The organism is Pantoea sp. RG18, from assembly GCF_025910075.1.
GTDB classification, from domain to species: domain Bacteria; phylum Pseudomonadota; class Gammaproteobacteria; order Enterobacterales; family Enterobacteriaceae; genus Pantoea; species Pantoea agglomerans.
Genome location: NZ_JAPCIL010000013.1, coordinates 86098 through 104283, shown reverse-complemented (window position 1 = coordinate 104283; position 18186 = coordinate 86098). Strand labels below are relative to the sequence as shown.

Annotated in this window: 13 protein-coding genes; 6 read left to right on the top strand and 7 right to left on the bottom strand. The window is 56.6% G+C overall.

What is annotated here, in order from left to right; translation table 11 throughout:
- Positions 1-320 precede the first annotated feature (320 nt).
- The 3 genes from OK409_RS14890 to argC are packed head-to-tail and all read right to left on the bottom strand — an operon-like array spanning position 321 to position 3358.
- Positions 321-1538 (bottom strand): argininosuccinate synthase, encoded by a 1218-nt coding sequence (locus tag OK409_RS14890; protein WP_022624925.1) that lies wholly within the window; start codon positions 1536-1538, stop codon positions 321-323.
- Positions 1539-1562: 24 nt separating this feature from the next.
- The gene (gene argB, locus OK409_RS14885) at positions 1563-2339 is read right to left on the bottom strand and encodes an acetylglutamate kinase (RefSeq protein WP_010258140.1); all 777 of its coding nucleotides are present in this window, start codon (positions 2337-2339) and stop codon (positions 1563-1565) included.
- Between the two features lie 14 nt (positions 2340-2353).
- A complete protein-coding gene (gene argC / locus OK409_RS14880) occupies positions 2354-3358 on the bottom strand; it encodes an N-acetyl-gamma-glutamyl-phosphate reductase (RefSeq protein ID WP_264367183.1) in 1005 nt (334 codons plus the stop codon).
- Between the two features lie 167 nt (positions 3359-3525).
- Here argC and argE point away from each other — a divergent pair, with 167 nt between their 5' ends.
- Both argE and ppc read left to right on the top strand, forming a co-directional pair.
- Positions 3526-4674, top strand: coding sequence for an acetylornithine deacetylase (gene argE / locus OK409_RS14875; protein ID WP_031292638.1), 1149 nt, complete (start codon positions 3526-3528; stop codon positions 4672-4674).
- 353 nt (positions 4675-5027) lie between these two features.
- Entirely contained in the window at positions 5028-7679 is a 2652-nt protein-coding gene (gene ppc / locus OK409_RS14870; RefSeq protein ID WP_022624923.1) for a phosphoenolpyruvate carboxylase, read from the top strand.
- A gap of 67 nt (positions 7680-7746) precedes the next feature.
- Here ppc and metF read toward each other — a convergent pair whose 3' ends face one another.
- The 3 genes from metF to metB form a co-directional block, all read right to left on the bottom strand.
- Positions 7747-8646, bottom strand: a complete 900-nt coding sequence (metF, locus tag OK409_RS14865; RefSeq protein ID WP_010258148.1) for a methylenetetrahydrofolate reductase — start codon at positions 8644-8646, stop codon at positions 7747-7749.
- Positions 8647-8848: 202 nt separating this feature from the next.
- On the bottom strand, positions 8849-11284 hold the full coding sequence (locus OK409_RS14860; RefSeq protein WP_031591841.1) for a bifunctional aspartate kinase/homoserine dehydrogenase II: 2436 nt from the start codon (positions 11282-11284) through the stop codon (positions 8849-8851).
- A gap of 2 nt (positions 11285-11286) precedes the next feature.
- On the bottom strand, positions 11287-12447 hold the full coding sequence (metB, locus tag OK409_RS14855; RefSeq protein ID WP_022624922.1) for a cystathionine gamma-synthase: 1161 nt from the start codon (positions 12445-12447) through the stop codon (positions 11287-11289).
- Positions 12448-12720: 273 nt separating this feature from the next.
- On the opposite strand from metB, the gene metJ reads away from it, so the two are divergent.
- The gene (metJ, locus tag OK409_RS14850; RefSeq protein WP_009088019.1) at positions 12721-13038 is read left to right on the top strand and encodes a met regulon transcriptional regulator MetJ; all 318 of its coding nucleotides are present in this window, start codon (positions 12721-12723) and stop codon (positions 13036-13038) included.
- Between the two features lie 79 nt (positions 13039-13117).
- On the opposite strand, the gene rpmE is transcribed toward metJ, so the two are convergent.
- A complete protein-coding gene (gene rpmE / locus OK409_RS14845) occupies positions 13118-13333 on the bottom strand; it encodes a 50S ribosomal protein L31 (RefSeq protein WP_003851227.1) in 216 nt (71 codons plus the stop codon).
- A gap of 225 nt (positions 13334-13558) precedes the next feature.
- Between rpmE and priA the strand changes: the two genes are divergently transcribed.
- The 3 genes from priA to ftsN all read left to right on the top strand — a co-directional run bounded on the left by priA (position 13559) and on the right by ftsN (position 18110).
- Positions 13559-15754 carry a primosomal protein N' gene (gene priA / locus OK409_RS14840; protein WP_010672068.1) on the top strand — a complete coding sequence of 732 codons (2196 nt, stop codon included), beginning with the start codon at positions 13559-13561 and terminating at the stop codon, positions 15752-15754.
- Between the two features lie 164 nt (positions 15755-15918).
- Positions 15919-16956: a DNA-binding transcriptional regulator CytR gene (gene cytR / locus OK409_RS14835; RefSeq protein WP_010672069.1), complete on the top strand. Its 1038-nt coding sequence runs from the start codon at positions 15919-15921 to the stop codon at positions 16954-16956.
- 152 nt (positions 16957-17108) lie between these two features.
- Positions 17109-18110 carry a cell division protein FtsN gene (gene ftsN, locus OK409_RS14830; protein ID WP_045139512.1) on the top strand — a complete coding sequence of 334 codons (1002 nt, stop codon included), beginning with the start codon at positions 17109-17111 and terminating at the stop codon, positions 18108-18110.
- Positions 18111-18186 lie beyond the last annotated feature (76 nt).

The following is an 18186-nucleotide window of genomic DNA, read 5'->3' as shown; positions in this document are numbered from 1 at the left end:
AAACTCCTCTGAATCGTTAAACAAGGGGCGGCATAAATGCCGCCCGAGATTGTTGACAAAGTCTGGACTGGTTGCTGTAAGACTGAGCCTGCACAGGGAACACGGTCAGATCGGAAAGACGCAAAATCCGTCATCCCTGACATGCTCGGCCCGCGCCGTCCATGGCGCGGGACGCTTTCCTCTTCTGCCCGTGTTCCCTGCGCGTTGAGTTTATTCGTTGCAGCCAGATTCACCCTGATTTGGGTTTGTCAGCAGTCTGAGGCGGCATAAATGCCGCCCCTGAAATGAAACTGTGAGGCGAGGCGCACCTCGCCTGAAAATTACTTCTTCTGCTCGTTCAGGGCGCGGATACGCGAAGAGAGTGAGAACAGACGGATAAAGCCGCCAGCATGACGGTGATCGTACACTTCATCTTCACCGAAGGTGGCGAACTCTTCCGAGTAGAGGCTGTTCGCGGAACGCTTCTGGGTGGCTGTCGCCTGGCCTTTGTAGAGCTGCAGTACCACTTCACCGTTAACCTCTTCCGCCAGCGATTCGGCAGCGGCCTGAATCGACTTACGCAGCGGGGCGAACCAGCGGCCGTCATAAACCACATAGGACATCTCGTGGCCGAGCTGCTCACGCCATTTGAAGCTATCGCGATCCAGCACCAGCTGCTCAACCGCACGCAGCGCATTGACCATGATAGTGCCGCCAGGGGTTTCGTAGCAGCCGCGCGATTTAATCCCTACCAGACGGTTTTCAACGATATCGATACGGCCGACGCCATGTTTTGCGCCCAGCACGTTAAGTTTTTCCAGGCACTGGAACGGACTCAGTTTTTCACCGTTAACCGCCACAACCCGACCTTTTTCCACGGTCACGGTCACTTCTTCAGGCTGGTCAGGCGCTTCCAGCGGATCGACAGTCCAGACCCAGCAATCTTTATTCGGTGCATTGGCCGGGCTTTCCAGCACGCCACCTTCGGTGGAGATGTGCCAGGCGTTTTCGTCGCGGCTGTAGATTTTCTCCAGTGACGCGGTGGTCGGAATGTTGCGCTCTTTCAGGTAGTCCAGCAGCGCTTCACGTGAACGCAGGTTCCATTCACGCCACGGAGCCACCACTTTCAGCTGCGGTGCCAGCGCGGTGTAGGTGGTTTCGAAACGCACCTGGTCATTCCCTTTACCGGTAGCGCCGTGACACAGCGCATCCGCACCCACTTTCAGCGCCAGCTCAACCTGTGCTTTAGCTATGATAGGACGCGCCATTGAAGTGCCCAGCAGATAAGTGCCTTCATAGAGGGCGCCAGTCTGCAGCACCGGATAGACATAGTCGCTGATGAACTCTTCACGCAGGTCAACCACGTGGCATTCAGATGCGCCGGACTGCAGGGCTTTCTTCTCTACACCTTCCAGATCGCCGCGCTCCTGACCGATATCTGCGACAAAAGCGACGACTTCACAGCCGCCGTAGTTCTCTTTCAGCCATGGAATGATGGCCGAAGTATCAAGACCACCGGAGTAAGCCAGAACGATTTTTTTGATGTTTTGCGTTTGCATTTCGTAATCCTTGAATCAGAGTCGTTAAGCGAGAATCCGGGTGCCAATCGACACGCCGTTAAACAGGTCAGGCAGCCGCTCAGCGTGACGCCAGCTGGCAATATCCACCGGGCGGCCCAGGGTACGCGCTGCATCAAGCGCAGCGTGCACTTTCACAATCATGCCGTCGGTAATAATGCCCTGGGTAATCAGCTGCTCAGCTTTGTCGGCGGTCATCTCTTCGATGCGCTGACCTTTGCCGTCGAGAATACCACTGACGTCTGACAACAGGACCAGATCAGCGCCCAGCGTCGAGGCCAGTGCGGTCGCCGCCTGGTCAGCGTTGACGTTCATCAGGTCGCCGCTGTCAGTTATACCAATTGAGCTCACCACCGGCATATAGCCGGCCGCCAGCAGGGTGTTCAGCAATGCCGGATCGCCCGGCATTGCGTGGCCAACGTGGCCGAGTTCTTCATCAAACGGTGTGACATTCACGATGCCCGCATCGCCCAGGCAGAGGCCTACCGCGTTGATGCCCGATTTTTTTGCCCAGGCCAGCAGCGTTTTATTCGCGGTTCCCGCCAGCGCACCGGTAATAATGTCGATCTGATCGGCTGGCGTGACACGCAGGCCATTTTTCTTCTTCACCGGCAGCGCCAGCTTTTTCATCAGTTCATCCACCAGGCAACCGCCGCCGTGGACAATAATCAGCGGACGCTGATGGGCGCTGCGGTAGGTCAGCAGCGCTTCAAACAGGCGGGCCAGCGCTTCTTCGCTGTCTAACAACACACCGCCCAGCTTGATAATCAATGGATTGGTCATGGTATATTTGTCCGTTAAATCAGTGACTGCGTTTCAGGGAAGCCGAACCGGATGTTCAGGCACTGTACCGCCTGCGATGCCGCGCCTTTCAGCAGATTATCTTCGGCTGCCACGACAATCAGATGCTCGCCCTGCACTTCAAAACCGATATCGCAGTAAGGCAGACCCACAACGGCTTTCAGCGCCGGTACGCCCTGCTCGTAGAGCCGCACCAGTGGCTTGTTGTCATAGGCGCGATGGAAAACTGCGGCGATATCTTCACGGCTGACACCTGCTTTCAGAAGGCAGGTAATCGTCGCCAGGATACCGCGCGGGAAGTTACCCAGATGCGGAGTGAAGATCACCGGCGTACCAAGGTGCGCGACGATTTCCGGGTGATGACGATGATTGAACAGGCCGTAAGGCTGCAGGCTCACTTCGCAGAAGCTGGTGCCGGCATTGGCTTTACGTCCGGCACCGCTCACGCCGCTGGTGGCGTTGATTACCGGCCACTGCGCCTCGTTTAACAGTCCCGCATCCACAAGGGGCTTCAGCGCCAGCTGCGCAGCGGTCGGATAGCAACCTGGCACAGCCACCAGCTGCGCCTGCTGGATTTTCTCATGCTGATATTCGGCAAGGCCGTAAACGGCTTTGTCCAGCCAGTCGCCATGCTGATGGGTGAAGCCATAAAAGCGGGTATAAAAATCAGCGTCATTCACGCGGAACGCACCCGACAGGTCGAACACCACACAGCCAGCCTTGAGAAATTCCGGCGCCAGATCGTGGCTGACTTCGTGGGCCGTCGCCAGGAACACCACATCCACCTTGTCTGCCCACTCGGCCGCGCTGCTCAGCGGCTGCAGCGGCAAATCCACCACACCTTTCAGCTGCGGATGGAGATCGGAGAGGCGCTTGCCGGCATCAGGGCTTTGCGCCGAAACCGCCAAAGCGGTTATGTTGATATGTGGATGGCGATTCAGGAAGGTGGCAAGCTCTGTACCAGCATAACCACTGGCACCAACGATCAGCGTATTCAACATCAGGCTGTAACCCTTTTTACAGTCGCACGTTCCGGGTCGCGGCCTTGCCCCGTTACCCGCCCTGTCATCTGCAGTGATTTAAGGTTCCCTTGCAGAGGACGTTAATGTATTTTTATTCACTATTACTGCATGAATATGGATACATCCTAACCCAAGGACCGCCAACAGTGAAGACAAAATTACCGCCTTTTATTGAACTGTACCGCCAGTTAATCGCCACACCGTCGATCAGCGCAACCGATGCCGCACTGGATCAGAGTAATGAAACTTTAATCAATTTGCTGGCCGGCTGGTTCCGCGACCTCGGCTTCAGCGTTGAAGTACAGCCAGTGCCCGGCACCCGCAATAAATTTAATATGCTGGCGCGTACCGGAAGCGGTGCGGGCGGCCTGCTGCTAGCAGGTCATACCGATACCGTTCCTTTTGACGATGGCCGCTGGACACGCGATCCTTTTACCCTGACCGAGCACGACAACAAGCTCTATGGCCTGGGCACGGCAGACATGAAAGGCTTCTTCGCCTTTATTCTCGATACGCTGCGCGATGTGGATGTCAGCACGCTGAGCAAGCCGCTCTATATCCTCGCTACGGCCGATGAAGAGACCACCATGGCTGGCGCCAAATATTTTTCTGAATCGACGCAGCTGCGTCCCGACTGCGCCATCATCGGTGAACCAACCTCGCTTAAACCGGTGCGAGCGCACAAAGGTCACCTGTCGAATGTGATCCGTATCGAGGGAAAATCGGGCCACTCCAGCGATCCCGCGCGAGGCGTTAACGCCATTGAACTGATGCATGAGTCGATCACCCATCTGATGCAACTGCGCAATACGTTGCAGGAGCGTTATCACCATGACGGCTTTGCCATCCCCTATCCCACCATGAACTTCGGCCATATTCATGGCGGTGACGCCGCTAATCGTATCTGCGCCTGCTGTGAACTGCATATGGATATCCGTCCGCTGCCGGGTCTGTCGCTGAACGATCTCGATGGGCTACTGAACGAGGCGCTGGCACCGGTCAGTGCGCGCTGGCCGGGCCGTGTCACGGTTGCCGAGTTGCATCCGCCGATTCCTGGCTACGAGTGTCCGGCAGATCATGAACTGGTTAGTGTGGTCGAGAAATTGCTGGGTATACCCACTGAGGTGGTGAACTACTGCACCGAAGCGCCTTTTATTCAGCAGCTCTGCCCAACGCTGGTACTGGGCCCGGGGTCGATTGAGCAGGCACATCAGCCAGACGAATTTATTGATACTGCATTTATTAAGCCGACAAGGGCGCTTATCAGTCAGGTTGTGCAGCATTTTTGCCACTGATTAACAGCAAATGGGGCATTTCACTGCATTAACAGTAAAATGCCCCTTCATTCTGCGGGATTTAGCAATAAGAATAACTTATCCCGCTTTGTTCCCGATAAATTCTACGAATTTCCGTTATTTAGCCACACCTTCAGCGCACTTTAACGCATTTGACGAACGCAACATTACGTGGCTAGATAAAAGACGATGTTATGCCCACCGGGTGATTATCCAGAGCGTTTCAGAATGTGGACAGGCGGCAACGGAGCCGGTTCCCTGTAGATTAGGGGGAACATGGCGTTGCTGATTTTTCTGCTGCCTGAAAGGTCGGGTGTAGAAGTTTTTCAAGACGATAAGGGTGTCAGGGTCCAATGAACGAACAATATTCCGCAATGCGAAGTAATGTCAGTATGCTCGGCAAACTGCTCGGGGATACGATTAAGGATGCACTGGGAGAGAACATCCTCGACCAGGTGGAAACCATCCGTAAGCTCTCCAAGTCATCCCGTGCAGGAAATGACACTCATCGTAAAGAACTGCTCAATACGCTGCAGAACCTCTCCAACGAGGAGCTTCTGCCGGTTGCACGCGCTTTTAGCCAGTTTCTGAACCTCACCAACGTGGCTGAGCAGTATCAGACCATCTCGCAAAGTGGCGAGGGTGAGAACCATCCCGAACTGCTGAAAAAGACCTTTGATACCCTGAAGCAGCAGAAAGATATCAGCGAAAGCGACATCCTTGCGGCCATTGAGTCGCTGTCGCTGGAACTGGTGCTGACGGCTCACCCGACTGAAATCACCCGCCGTACGCTGATTCACAAGCTGGTCGAAGTTAACAGCTGCCTGAAACAGCTCGATCACAGCGACGTCTCCGACTACGAACGTAACCAGATTATGCGCCGTCTGCGTCAGCTGGTGGCACAGGCGTGGCACACCGATGAGATCCGCAAATATCGTCCGACCCCTATCGACGAAGCCAAATGGGGCTTTGCCGTGGTGGAAAACAGCCTGTGGGAAGGCGTACCCGCTTTCCTGCGTGAGCTGAACGAGCAGGTAGAAGAGGCGTTCGGCATTAAGCTGCCGGTCGATTTCGTGCCGGTTCAGTTCACCTCATGGATGGGTGGCGACCGCGACGGTAACCCTAACGTTACGGCGGCGATTACCCGCCACGTTATGCAGCTGAGTCGCTGGAAAGCCACTGACCTGTTCCTGCGCGATATCGGCGTACTGATCTCTGAGTTGTCGATGTCAGAGTGCACTGAAGAGATCCGGGAACTCAGCGGCGATCCGGAAGCACTTGAACCTTATCGTATGATCCTGAAACGCCTGCGCAGCCAGTTAATGACTACCCAGTCATTCCTGGAACGCCGCCTGAAAGGTGAACGTCTGCCGCGCCCGGCCGATCTGCTGGTCTCCAACGATCAGCTGTGGGATCCGCTGTTTACCATCTATCAGTCACTGCAAAAGTGCGGCATGGGCATTATCGCCAACGGTCAGTTGCTTGATACGCTGCGCCGCGTGAAATGTTTCGGCGTGCCGCTGGTGCGTATCGATCTGCGTCAGGAGAGTACCCGTCACACCGAAGCGATTGCTGAAGTGACCCGCTATCTGGGCCTCGGCGATTATGAAAGCTGGTCCGAAGCGGACAAGCAGGCCTTCCTGATCCGTGAACTGAACTCCAAGCGTCCGCTGCTGCCTCGCAGCTGGGAGCCCAGCGATGAAACGCGTGAAGTGCTGGAGACCTGTCGCGTCGCGGCTGAAGCGCCACAGGGTTCTATCGCCGCCTATGTTATTTCCATGGCGAAAACCCCTTCTGACGTGCTGGCCGTGCATCTGCTGCTGAAAGAAGCAGGCATCGGCTATGCCATGCCGGTTGCACCGCTGTTTGAAACGCTTGATGACCTGAATAACGCCAATGACGTAATGAGCCAGCTGCTGAGCATCGACTGGTATCGCGGCTTAATTCAGGGCAAACAGATGGTGATGATTGGCTATTCTGACTCGGCGAAAGATGCCGGTGTGATGGCCGCCAGCTGGGCGCAATATCAGGCACAGGATGCCCTGATTAAAACCTGTGAGAAGGCCGGGATTTCACTGACGCTGTTCCACGGACGCGGCGGCAGCATTGGCCGTGGCGGCGCACCCGCCCATGCAGCGCTGCTGTCGCAACCACCAGGCAGCCTGCGCGGCGGTCTGCGCGTGACCGAACAGGGCGAGATGATCCGCTTTAAATATGGTTTACCCGCCGTCACCATCGCCAGCCTGTCGCTCTACACCGGCGCAATTCTGGAAGCGAACCTGATGCCGCCGCCGGAGCCAAAACGCGAATGGCGCGACATTATGGATCAGCTCTCCGCCGACTCCTGTGCGATGTATCGCGGTTATGTGCGTGAAAATGCTGACTTCGTCCCCTATTTCCGCTCAGCGACGCCGGAGCAGGAGCTGGGTAAATTACCGCTGGGCTCACGTCCCGCCAAGCGCCGACCTACCGGCGGCGTAGAGTCGCTGCGTGCGATTCCATGGATTTTCGCCTGGACGCAGAACCGTCTGATGCTGCCTGCGTGGCTGGGTGCCGGTGCGGCCCTGCAACAGGCGATGGCCGCCGGTCATCAGGATCAGCTGGAAGCGATGTGCCGCGACTGGCCATTCTTCTCTACCCGTCTGGGTATGCTGGAGATGGTATTCTCAAAAGCGGACCTGTGGCTGGCGGAATATTACGATCAGCGTCTGGTCGAGAAATCACTCTGGCCGCTGGGCAAACAGCTGCGCGATCAGCTTGATGCGGATATCAAAGCGGTACTGACCATTGCCAATGACTCACACCTGATGGCCGATCAGCCGTGGATTGCCGAGTCAATTGCACTGCGTAACGTCTATACCGATCCGCTCAACGTACTCCAGGCCGAACTGCTGCATCGTTCGCGCGCGCGGGAAGCGAATGGCGATGAACCGGATGCCCGCGTTGAGCAGGCGCTGATGGTGACCATTGCTGGTGTCGCGGCAGGCATGCGCAATACCGGTTAACGGTGGTGCAGTAAAAACAGAAAAAGTCGGGACTCTCCCGACTTTTTTATTGGCTGAAGCAGAGCGGTTAAGCCGCAGCAGCAGCAGGACGCACGCCCAGGGTGTGACAAATGGCGTAACTCATTTCGGCACGGTTAAGCGTGTAGAAATGGAAATCCTTCACCCCTTCGCGTGACAGGATTTTCACCATATCCATCGCGATATTGGCTCCCACCATTTTCCGCGTTTCCGGATCATCATCCAGACCGGCAAACATCGCGCTCATCCAGCCCGGCACGCGCACATTGGTTAGCGTGGCAAAGCGTTGCAGCTGTTTAAAGTTAGAGACCGGCAGAATGCCCGGCACAATTTCCACGTCAATACCGGTCGCGACACAGCGATCGCGGAAACGCAGATAACTTTCAACGTCGAAGAAAAACTGAGTAATGGCCCGGTTGGCACCTGCATCGATTTTTCGCTTCAGGTTAATCAGATCGGCCTGGGCGCTTTTCGCTTCGGGATGGACTTCCGGATAGGCCGCAACCGAAATATCAAAATCACCCACCTCTTTCAGCAGCGAAACCAGATCGCTGCCATACATTTCTGGCTTACCGCTGCCAGGAGGCAGATCGCCGCGCAGCGCCACAATGTGACGGATGCCGTTGTTCCAGTAATCCTGAGCGATGGTCCGCAGTTCATCGCGCGTGGCATCGACACAGGTCAGATGGGGTGCGGCTTCCAGACCGGTGCGATCTTTAATGCCTTTGATAATGCTGTGGGTGCGATCGCGTTCACCTGAGTTCGCACCGTAGGTCACAGAAACGAATTTCGGTTTCAGACTGCTCAGGCGATCGATAGAGGTCCACAGGGTCTCTTCCATGTCGCTGGTACGAGGCGGGAAGAACTCAAATGAAACATTAATTTGCCCGTTCAGCTCAGCCAGGCTCTGGTTTAGCGCTTCGCGCTGATTGGCATGAAAGAAACTCATCCTGCACCCTCATCGATTAACAATCGGCCTGTGAACATCTACACGTTTAGACGTCCAGATGTTCAAAATGACGTAATCTGACTGTGCCGTCAACTTAAAAATGGTCAACAGTCGTGATCAATTTTCAATCAACATGAAGGCGATTCAACAGGGGAGCGATAACACATTGAAAACAGGCGCCGAAGCGCCTGAGGAGGAGGAGTTACAGCAGTTGTGCGAGGCGATTAATATCTGACTGGATAGCGCCTGCGGTGACATCCCGGCCTGCGCCCGGTCCGCGGATCACCAGCGGATTATCGCGGTACCAGCGGCTCTCAATCGCAAAGACGTTGTCGCACGGCAGCAGTGAGGCCAGCGGATGCTCCGGGCGCACCGCTTCAACACCCACGCGCGCCTTGCCGTTGGCATCAAACCGGGCAACGTAACGCAGCACCAGGTCCATCTCCTGCGCCGCTTCGAGCCGTTGCAGCATCTGCTCATTCAGCTCTTCGCCATTTTCAAAGAAGTGGTCGACAGATCCCTGCTGACAGTTATTGGGCACCAGCGATTCAACCCGCACCTGATCCGGCTCGATGTTGTAGCCTGCCTCACGCGCCAGGATAACCAGCTTGCGCATCACATCCTGACCCGAGAGATCGGCGCGCGGGTCGGGCTCGGTTAAACCCTGCTGCCAGGCCTGATCCACCAGCTCGGTAAAGGGCACCGTGCCATCAAACTGCAGGAACAGCCACGACAACGTGCCGGAGAAGATCCCGCTGATCGCCAGGATGGTATCCCCGCTGTCGCGCAGATCGCGCACCGTGTAGTTGATCGGCAAACCTGCGCCAACGGTGGCGTTATAGAGCCAGTGACGTCCGGTTTTGGTAAAGGCATCGCGGATCTGGCGCCAGGTCTGACTGTCAGACGCTCCCGCGACTTTATTGGCGCTGATAACGTGAAAACCGTGACTGGCGAAGTCGAGATACTGCTGCGCCAGCGGTGTGCTGGCAGTGACATCCAGCACCACCAGGTCATCAAACGGGTGAGCACGCATCCACAGGAACAGCGACTCTTCATCGCGCTCTACCGCTTCATCATCAAAGAAGGCGAGTGCCCGGCTGGCTTCCAGCCCTTCATAGCTCAGCAGGCTGCGACGGCTGTCCGCGACGCCCGCCAGCACAAATTCAAAGCCGGTACGCGCTGACAGCGTTTCCTGATCGCGGGCAAACAGCTCCAGCCAGCGTGAACCGATATTGCCTTTGCCAAACAGCATCAGACCGATGCGCTTTTCTGCCCGGAACAGCGACTGATGCAATCCCTGAATCAGATGCTGAGTCGGGCCGACGCGCAGCACTGCGACCACGCTGATGTGCTCTTCTGACTGCCAGATGAACTCAATTGGCTGATCCTTTAACTGCTGCCAGAAGCGATGGGTATGCAGCGGATTGCGGGTAACGCCTGCGCCAACCAGCGCCACCAGCGCCAGGCCGTCGCGCAGCTGCAGATGGCCCGGTAAACCGGCATCCTGTAGCAGCGTAAAGGCGCTGTTAACCACTTCAGCGGTGTAACAAAGCTGCAGCAGTTGACGATCGGGATGAACACCAAACGCCAGCGGACGCAGCTGCGCGCGCTTCAGCAACAGGTCGATCTCTTTGTGCAGGATGGCGAAGTCATGCTGCTCTGGCAGCTGAATCTCAATCAGGCAAACATCATCATGGCTGGTGACGATACGCGCGCCCGTCCCGGAGGCCAGCACGCGCTCAATGCGGGTTGAGCCCTGCTCCGGCTGATAACTGCAGCGCAGTTGCAGGTCGATATCGCTGCCTGAAACCGGCTGCAGAGTACGGGTGTGGAGAACCGGTGCAGCCAGGCGCGCCAGCTCGCTGGCTTCATCCAGCCTTAACAGCGGCAGCAGACAGGCATCAGAGACTTTGCGGGGATCGGCACTGTAGACACCCGCCACATCGCTCCAGATGGTCACCCGCCCGACACCCGCCAGTGCGCCAATCTGCGTGGCAGAATAGTCGGAACCGTTACGGCCAAGCAGGACGGTTTCACCGGCGTCGTTGCGGCTGATAAATCCGGTCACCACGATGCGCTTATGCGGATGCTGCGCCAGTAAAGTCTGTAGCAGTGGCCAGGACTTCCCTTCATCTACCTGCGGTTGTGCCGCACGTTCAGCGCGCAGAAACTCACGCGCATCCAGCCAGCAGGCCTGAAGGTCACGCTGGCTCAGTACCGCTGACATCAGGCGTGCCGACCAGACTTCACCGTGACCGACCACTTCGGCATAGACCGCATCGGTGATCGGTGCATCCAGCAGTGCGGCCAGCTTTTCGAGATCACGGATAAACGCGGTGATTAAAGGTTCTGCGACCTCAGCAGGCAGCAGCGCACTGATCAGTTCGCTCTGGTAGCGCCGTAAAGCCTGTTGCACCTGATGCGCAGAGAGCCGATCGCTCTGGCTCAGCTTCAGCCAGCTAATCAGCTGGTTGGTGGTTGAGCCTGCCGCAGAGACCACCATCAGGTCGCCCGGCTGGCTGTAGTCCGCCATAATACCGGCAACGCGCTGATAGCAGCGCGCATCGGCCAGGCTGCTGCCGCCAAACTTATGCAACTGCCTGATGTTCGGCGTTCCCGCGCCTGCTGAAATCGTCATGCTTAACCCTCGGCTGCGACCCGGAATGCATTATCCAGATCGGCAATTAAATCTTCGTGATCTTCAATACCGACAGAAACCCGCAGCAGCGTATCGGAAATGCCCGCTGCCGCGCGTGCTTCTGCCGACATCCCCGCGTGCGTCATGGTGGCGGTATGGGAGATCAGACTCTCTACTCCGCCCAGCGATTCCGCCAGCGTAAATAGCTGCAGTGCTTTCAGGAAGCGACGCAGCAGCGCCTCATCACCGTCGACCTCGAAACTCAGCATGGCGCCAAAGCCGCGCTGCTGACGTACTGCATGTTCGTGTCCGGCGTTTTCCGGCAGCGAAGGATGATACAACTTTTTCACCAGTTTCTGCTGCTTCAGATACTCTACAATCGCGAGTGCGTTGCGTTGTGCGGCTGCAATCCGCGGTGAAAGCGTACGAATCCCGCGCAGCAGCAGATAACTGTCAAACGCTGCACCGGTCACACCAATGTTATTTGCCCACCAGGCCAGGTCGGTAGCGAGTTGCGGATCTTTGGCGATGACCGCGCCCGCCACGACATCGGAGTGGCCATTGAGGTATTTGGTACAGGAGTGGATCACCAGGTCCGCACCCAGCGCCAGAGGATTCTGCAGCGCCGGACTCATAAAGGTATTGTCCACCACGCTGATGGCACCCGCAGCACGCGCAGCGGCGCAAATCGCGCTGATATCTACCACGCGCAGCAGCGGATTGCTGGGGCTTTCAATCAGCACCAGTTTTGGGTTTTCATCCAGAGCGGCCTGCAGCGCTACCGGATCACCCTGATCGACAAATTTCACCCGATAGGCGCCGCGCTTGCTCAGGCTGTCAAACAGCCGATAGCTGCCGCCATAACAGTCATGTGGCGCGACCAGCAGATCGCCAGGCTTCAGAAACACCGTCGTGACCAGGTGAATCGCCGACATCCCGGTATTGGTTAATACCGCGCCTGCTCCCCCTTCCAGTTCTGCCAGGGTACGCTGTACGACATCACGAGTGGGGTTGCCACGACGGGAGTAGTCATGCGCACGAGGCTCATTGAAATCCAGGAAGTTATAGGTCGTAGAGAGGTGGATTGGCGGGACAACGCAGCCATATTGCTCGTCATCATTCAAACCGCTGCGCACTGCGATGGTTGCCGGTTTACGCGTCATGAGCGAATTGTTCCTGAAGAGTGAATAAAATGTAGGCCACAGGATATCACCCTCTAATTAGACGTCAATACATCTGGACATCTAAATGTCTTTGCGTATAGATTGAGCAAAACCGCAATAACCGCTAAAATTATGCGTCATCGCCTGGCGTTCCCCTCTGTGAGACAGAGGCAGTGAGCGAAGAAAACCCGCCATATCAGGGGTCAGGCAGGAAAAAATCAGGCATAATCCGCTGATTTCCTAACATTTAACGTTTATTAATTAAGGTAACCCATGGCTGAATGGAACGGCGAATATATCAGCCCGTACGCTGAGCACGGTAAGAAGAGCGAGCAGGTCAAGAAGATCACAGTATCAATCCCATTGAGCGTGCTGAAGATTTTAACGGATGAGCGTACCCGTCGTCAGGTGAACAACCTGCGTCACGCCACCAACAGCGAACTGCTTTGCGAAGCCTTTTTACATGCCTTTACGGGCCAACCGCTGCCGGATGACGTCGACCTGCGCAAAGAGCGTAGTGATGAGATTCCGGAAGAAGCAAAAGCAATCATGCGCCAGATGGGTGTCGATCCGGATACCTGGGAGTATTGATCTTTCAGCCATAAAAAAACCCAGCCGAAGCTGGGTTTTTTCTTGCCGCCGAACCCGCAGGTTCAGGTGCCTTTTAATCTTATTTTTTAGCGCCTGGCACGCTGAAACGCTTGTTAAAGCGGTCAACACGGCCACCAGTTGCCACTTCACGCTGCTTACCGGTATAGAACGGGTGGCATTTGCCACAAACGTCCAGGTTCAGTTCGTGAGTCAGTGTTGAACGGGTGTGGATCTCGTTGCCGCAGGTACATTTGATAGTAACTGCTTCGTATTTCGGGTGAATACCTTGTTTCATGGGAAACCTCATTGAAGGCCGTGTCGCTCTCCGTGCCAGGCTTTAACCTGCACAGCACCACACGCGATTGAACATTATAGGGTGTACTCCGGCCAGATATTTCTCACCGAAGGCGGCATATTATACAGGTAAGTTTCGATTGCTGCAAATATCTGCTGAGATACCCGCCATCAGGGTCAGCGTGTACACTAGCTTCCCCGATCATTGAGCCGGAAAGAGAGAGTTATGCCCGTAGTCCAGGTCGCCCTGCCCGTCCCCTTGCCCCGCCTGTTTGATTATCTGCCGCCACAGGGCGCGCAGCCGGTCATTGGTGGTCGCGTGAGTGTGCCCTTTGGCAATCGCAGGATGATCGGGATTGTGGTCGCCTTTCGTGACAGCAGCGATCTGCCGGAAGCACAACTCAAGCGCGTGATCGAGGTACTGGATAGTGAATCCCTCTATCCAGCATCGCTGTGGCGCATCCTTAACTGGGCCGCCAGCTATTATCATTCGCCGCAGGGAGAGGTACTGAGTCACGCTATTCCGGTACTGCTGCGTCAGGGCAAAGCGGCGCAGGACAATCCCTTATGGCGCTGGGAAATCACCGAGCAGGGTCGGGCGACTGCGCCGGAAAGTTTAAAGCGGGCACCGAAACAGCAGCAGGCGCTGGCTGCACTGCGGCAGCAACCGCTCTATCGTCATCAGGTCAGTGAACATGACCTCACGGATGCGACGCTGCAGGCGCTACGTGCCAAAGGGTTATGCGAACTGCATGAGCATCAGCCGCAGATGCACGACTGGCGTACCACTTATGCCGTAAAAGGCGAACGTCTGCGGCTGAATACCGATCAGGCGATGGCCGTGGGTGCGATTCGGGCAGATGATGAACATTATGCAGCCTGGCTGCTGGCGGGCATCACGGGTTCAGGCAAAACCGAGGTTTATCTCAGCGTGCTGGAAAATGTGCTGGCACGCGGTAAACAGGCGCTGGTGCTGGTACCGGAGATTGGCCTGACCCCGCAAACTATCGCCCGTTTTCGCGAACGTTTTGATGCGCCCATTGATGTGCTGCACTCCGCATTAAATGACAGTGAGCGGCTGGCGGTCTGGTTACGTGCGCGGCGCGGCGAAACGGCGATTGTGATTGGCACCCGATCGGCGCTGTTTACGCCACTGGCCCGTCCTGGCGTAATTATTATCGATGAAGAGCATGACAGCTCCTATAAACAGCAGGAAGGCTGGCGCTATCAGGCGCGCGATCTGGCCGTCTTCCGCGCACATGAAGAGGATATCCCGATTGTTATGGGATCGGCGACCCCCGCTCTGGAGACACTGCACAATGTCCGCAGCGGCAAGTATCGCCAGCTCGACCTGACAAAACGCGCCGGCAATGCCAGACCGGCACTGCAACAGCTTATCGACTTAAAAGGTGTGCAGCTGATCGGCGGTCTGGCACCGGGCCTGATTGGTAAAATGCGCCAGCATCTGCAGGCCGATAATCAGGTGCTGCTGTTTCTTAACCGCCGCGGCTTTTCGCCCGCCCTGCTCTGTCATGATTGCGGCTGGATTGCTGAGTGTACCCGCTGTGACCGCTACTACACGCTGCATCAGCACCATCGCCAGCTACGCTGCCACCATTGCGACAGCCAGCGTCCGCTGCCTAATCAATGCCCGCAGTGTGGTTCAACCCATTTGCTACCGGTAGGCGTCGGGACTGAGCAACTGGAGCAGCAGCTCGGCACACTTTTCCCTGGCGTGCCGGTGTCGCGAATCGATCGTGATACCACCAGCCGCAAAGGTGCGCTGGAGCAGCATCTGGCTGACGTTCATCGCGGCGGCGCACGAATCCTTGTCGGCACCCAGATGCTGGCCAAAGGCCACCACTTCCCCGATGTTACGCTGGTGTCGCTGCTGGATGTCGATGGTGCGCTGTTCTCAGCCGATTTTCGTGCGGCGGAACGCTTCGCTCAGCTCTACACCCAGGTCGCCGGTCGTGCTGGCCGTGCCGGCAAACAGGGCGAGGTGTTGCTGCAGACTCACCATCCGGAACATCCGCTGCTGCAGACGCTGTTGCACCAGGGCTATTCGGCGTTCGCCCAGCAGGCCTTGCTGGAGCGACAGGCAGTCCATCTGCCGCCCTGGAGCCGCCATGCGCTGTTCCGCGCTGAAGATATGGATAACCAGCAGGCGGCGGAATTCCTGCAACAACTCCGTAATTTGCTGGAGGCAAGCCCGCTGAACGATAAGGCGATGTGGTTTATGGGTCCGTTGCCTGCACTGCAGCCAAAACGCAGTGGACGCTGGCGCTGGCAACTGCTGCTGCAGCATCCCTCCCGGCAGCGTCTGCAACAGTTGCTGAGCAGTTCGTTGCCGTTGGTTTCAACACTGCCCGCGGCGCGCAAAGTGAAATGGACGCTGGATATCGACCCTACCGAGAGCTGATTTAAGCTGACACTGCGAGCCAGATCGAAAAATGTCGCATAAGTCACAATTTTTATGCAAATTAAGTAACAACCAGCCGGGCAATCGTTAACAATGTTGCCCGGTTTGCCTTCAGGTCAGGCAGAAACAGAATTGAACGCGCCATAACGCGTCAGGAGCATGTGTTGGAGCAGAATCAACAACCGCCCGCCGCCACGATGAAAGATGTTGCGGAACATGCGGGCGTCTCAACCGCCACCGTATCGCGTGCGCTGATGAATCCGGAGAAGGTTTCTGCGGCCACCCGCCAGAAAGTCGAGCAGGCGGTTGCCGCCGTCGGCTACGCGGCACATGGCCCCACGCGCAACGCCCGTCGTAATGAGACGCGTACCATCCTGGTCATTGTCCCTGACATCTGCGATCCCTTCTTTAGTGAAATCATCCGAGGCGTTGAAGTTACGGCAGCCGAAGAGGGCTATCTGGTGCTGATTGGTGACTGCGCGCATCAGAATCAGCAGGAGAGAACTTTTCTCAACCTGATGGTGACGCGACAGATCGATGGCATGGTGCTGCTCGGCTCAAAGTTGCCTTTTGATGCCAGCATTGATGAGCAACGCAACTTGCCGCCTATGGTAATGGCGAATGAGTTTGCGCCGGAAATGTCACTGCCCACTGTCCACATCGATAACCTGACCGCCGCATTTGAAGCGGTAAATCATTTACTGCAGTTGGGTCACACACATATCGCCTGTATCGCCGGGCCGGAAGAGATGCCGCTCTGCCAGTATCGTTTGCAGGGGTATGTCCAGGCGATGCGTCGCAGCGGGCTGACGGTCGATCCCACCTATATTGTGCGCGGTGACTTCACATTTGAAGCGGGCGTTGCCGCCATGAATCAGCTGATGACCCTGCCGCAACCGCCGCGCGCGCTCTTCTGCCACAGCGATATTATGGCACTTGGAGCGATGAATCAGGCCCGGCGCTGCGGACTGCGGATACCGGAGGACCTCTCTGTGGTCGGATTCGATGACATTGAGCTATCACGTTACTGCGAGCCGCCGTTGACCACGGTCACGCAGCCACGTTACCAGATAGGCCGGGAAGCGATGCTTCTGCTACTGGATGAGTTAAATGGCAAACGGGTCATCAGCGGATCGCGGCTGCTGGATGCCGGTTTAACCATTCGTGGCAGCACGGCGCGAGCAAAAAAGCGTGAAAAATAAGCGTATTTGTCTGATTTTTTCAGTAGATTCTTAAGGCGAACACTGCTGGTCAAAGTTCCGACCCTTAAGTAACATGGCGGACTCCTTGCCGGGCGCGTAAAAATCATCATTTCGCCCATCTGGCACTATTTTTGAAGGGTATAAGAACGAGAGTGGCACAAAAAGATTACGTAGGCCGCGGGCGTTCAACAGGGACGCGTCGCAAAAAAAGCCCCAGCCGTGGCAAGAAGAGCAAAGGCGGTTCGGGAACATCTAAACTGATGATTGTACTGGCGGTCGCAGTGTTGGTGACCTTTGCCGGTGGTTTATGGTTCCTGGCGCATCACAAAAAAGAGGACGTGCCGGTCATTACGGATCATAAAGCCAACGGCAATGGCCTGCCGCCGAAGCCAGAAGAGCGCTGGAAATATATTAAAGAGCTGGAGAACCGTCAGGTCACTGTGCCGACACCTATCGAACCCTCTTCGGGTGGCGAAGTGAAGTCGCAGACACAGCTGACCGACGAGCAGCGGCAGTTGCTGGAGCAGATGCAGGCGGATATGCGTCAGCAGCCGACGCAGCTCAACGAAGTGCCGTGGAACGAACAGACGCCGGCGCAACGTCAGCAGACACTGCAGCATCAGCAGCAGTTGCAACAACTGCAACGTCAGCAGCAGCAGGTTCAGCAACAACAGCAGCAGCAACAGGTTCAGCAGCAACGTCAGCAGTTGCAGGCTCAGCAGCAACAGCAACGCCAGCAGCAGTTGCAGCAACAACAACAGCGCCAGCAACAGCAGCAATTACAACAACAGCAACGTCAGCAGCAGCAGCAGCAGCAGCAGCAAAACGTACAGCGCCAGACGCAGCCAGCACCTGTTACGCGTGAACCGGAAGTGCAGCCAAAACCGCAGGAGACCGCGAAAGCGAAACCGGCGGAGAAAGCCTCTTCGCAGCGCTGGATGGTGCAGTGTGGTTCGTTTAAGGGCACTGACCAGGCTGAATCGGTGCGCGCAGGCTTAGCCTTTGAAGGATTTGAAAGCCGTATTACCACCGGTGGCGGCTGGAATCGTGTGGTTATCGGTCCTTATAAAGACCGCGCATCCGCTGACAGCACCCTGAAGCGCCTGCGCAGTTCCGGACACTCCAGCTGTATTCCGCTCTCCGTCGGGGGTTGAAACCCGTCAAACCCGCCCCATATCTGTTGCATGATACTCCGCGCCCGGTGCGCGGAGTCCTTTTCCGACTGCAACA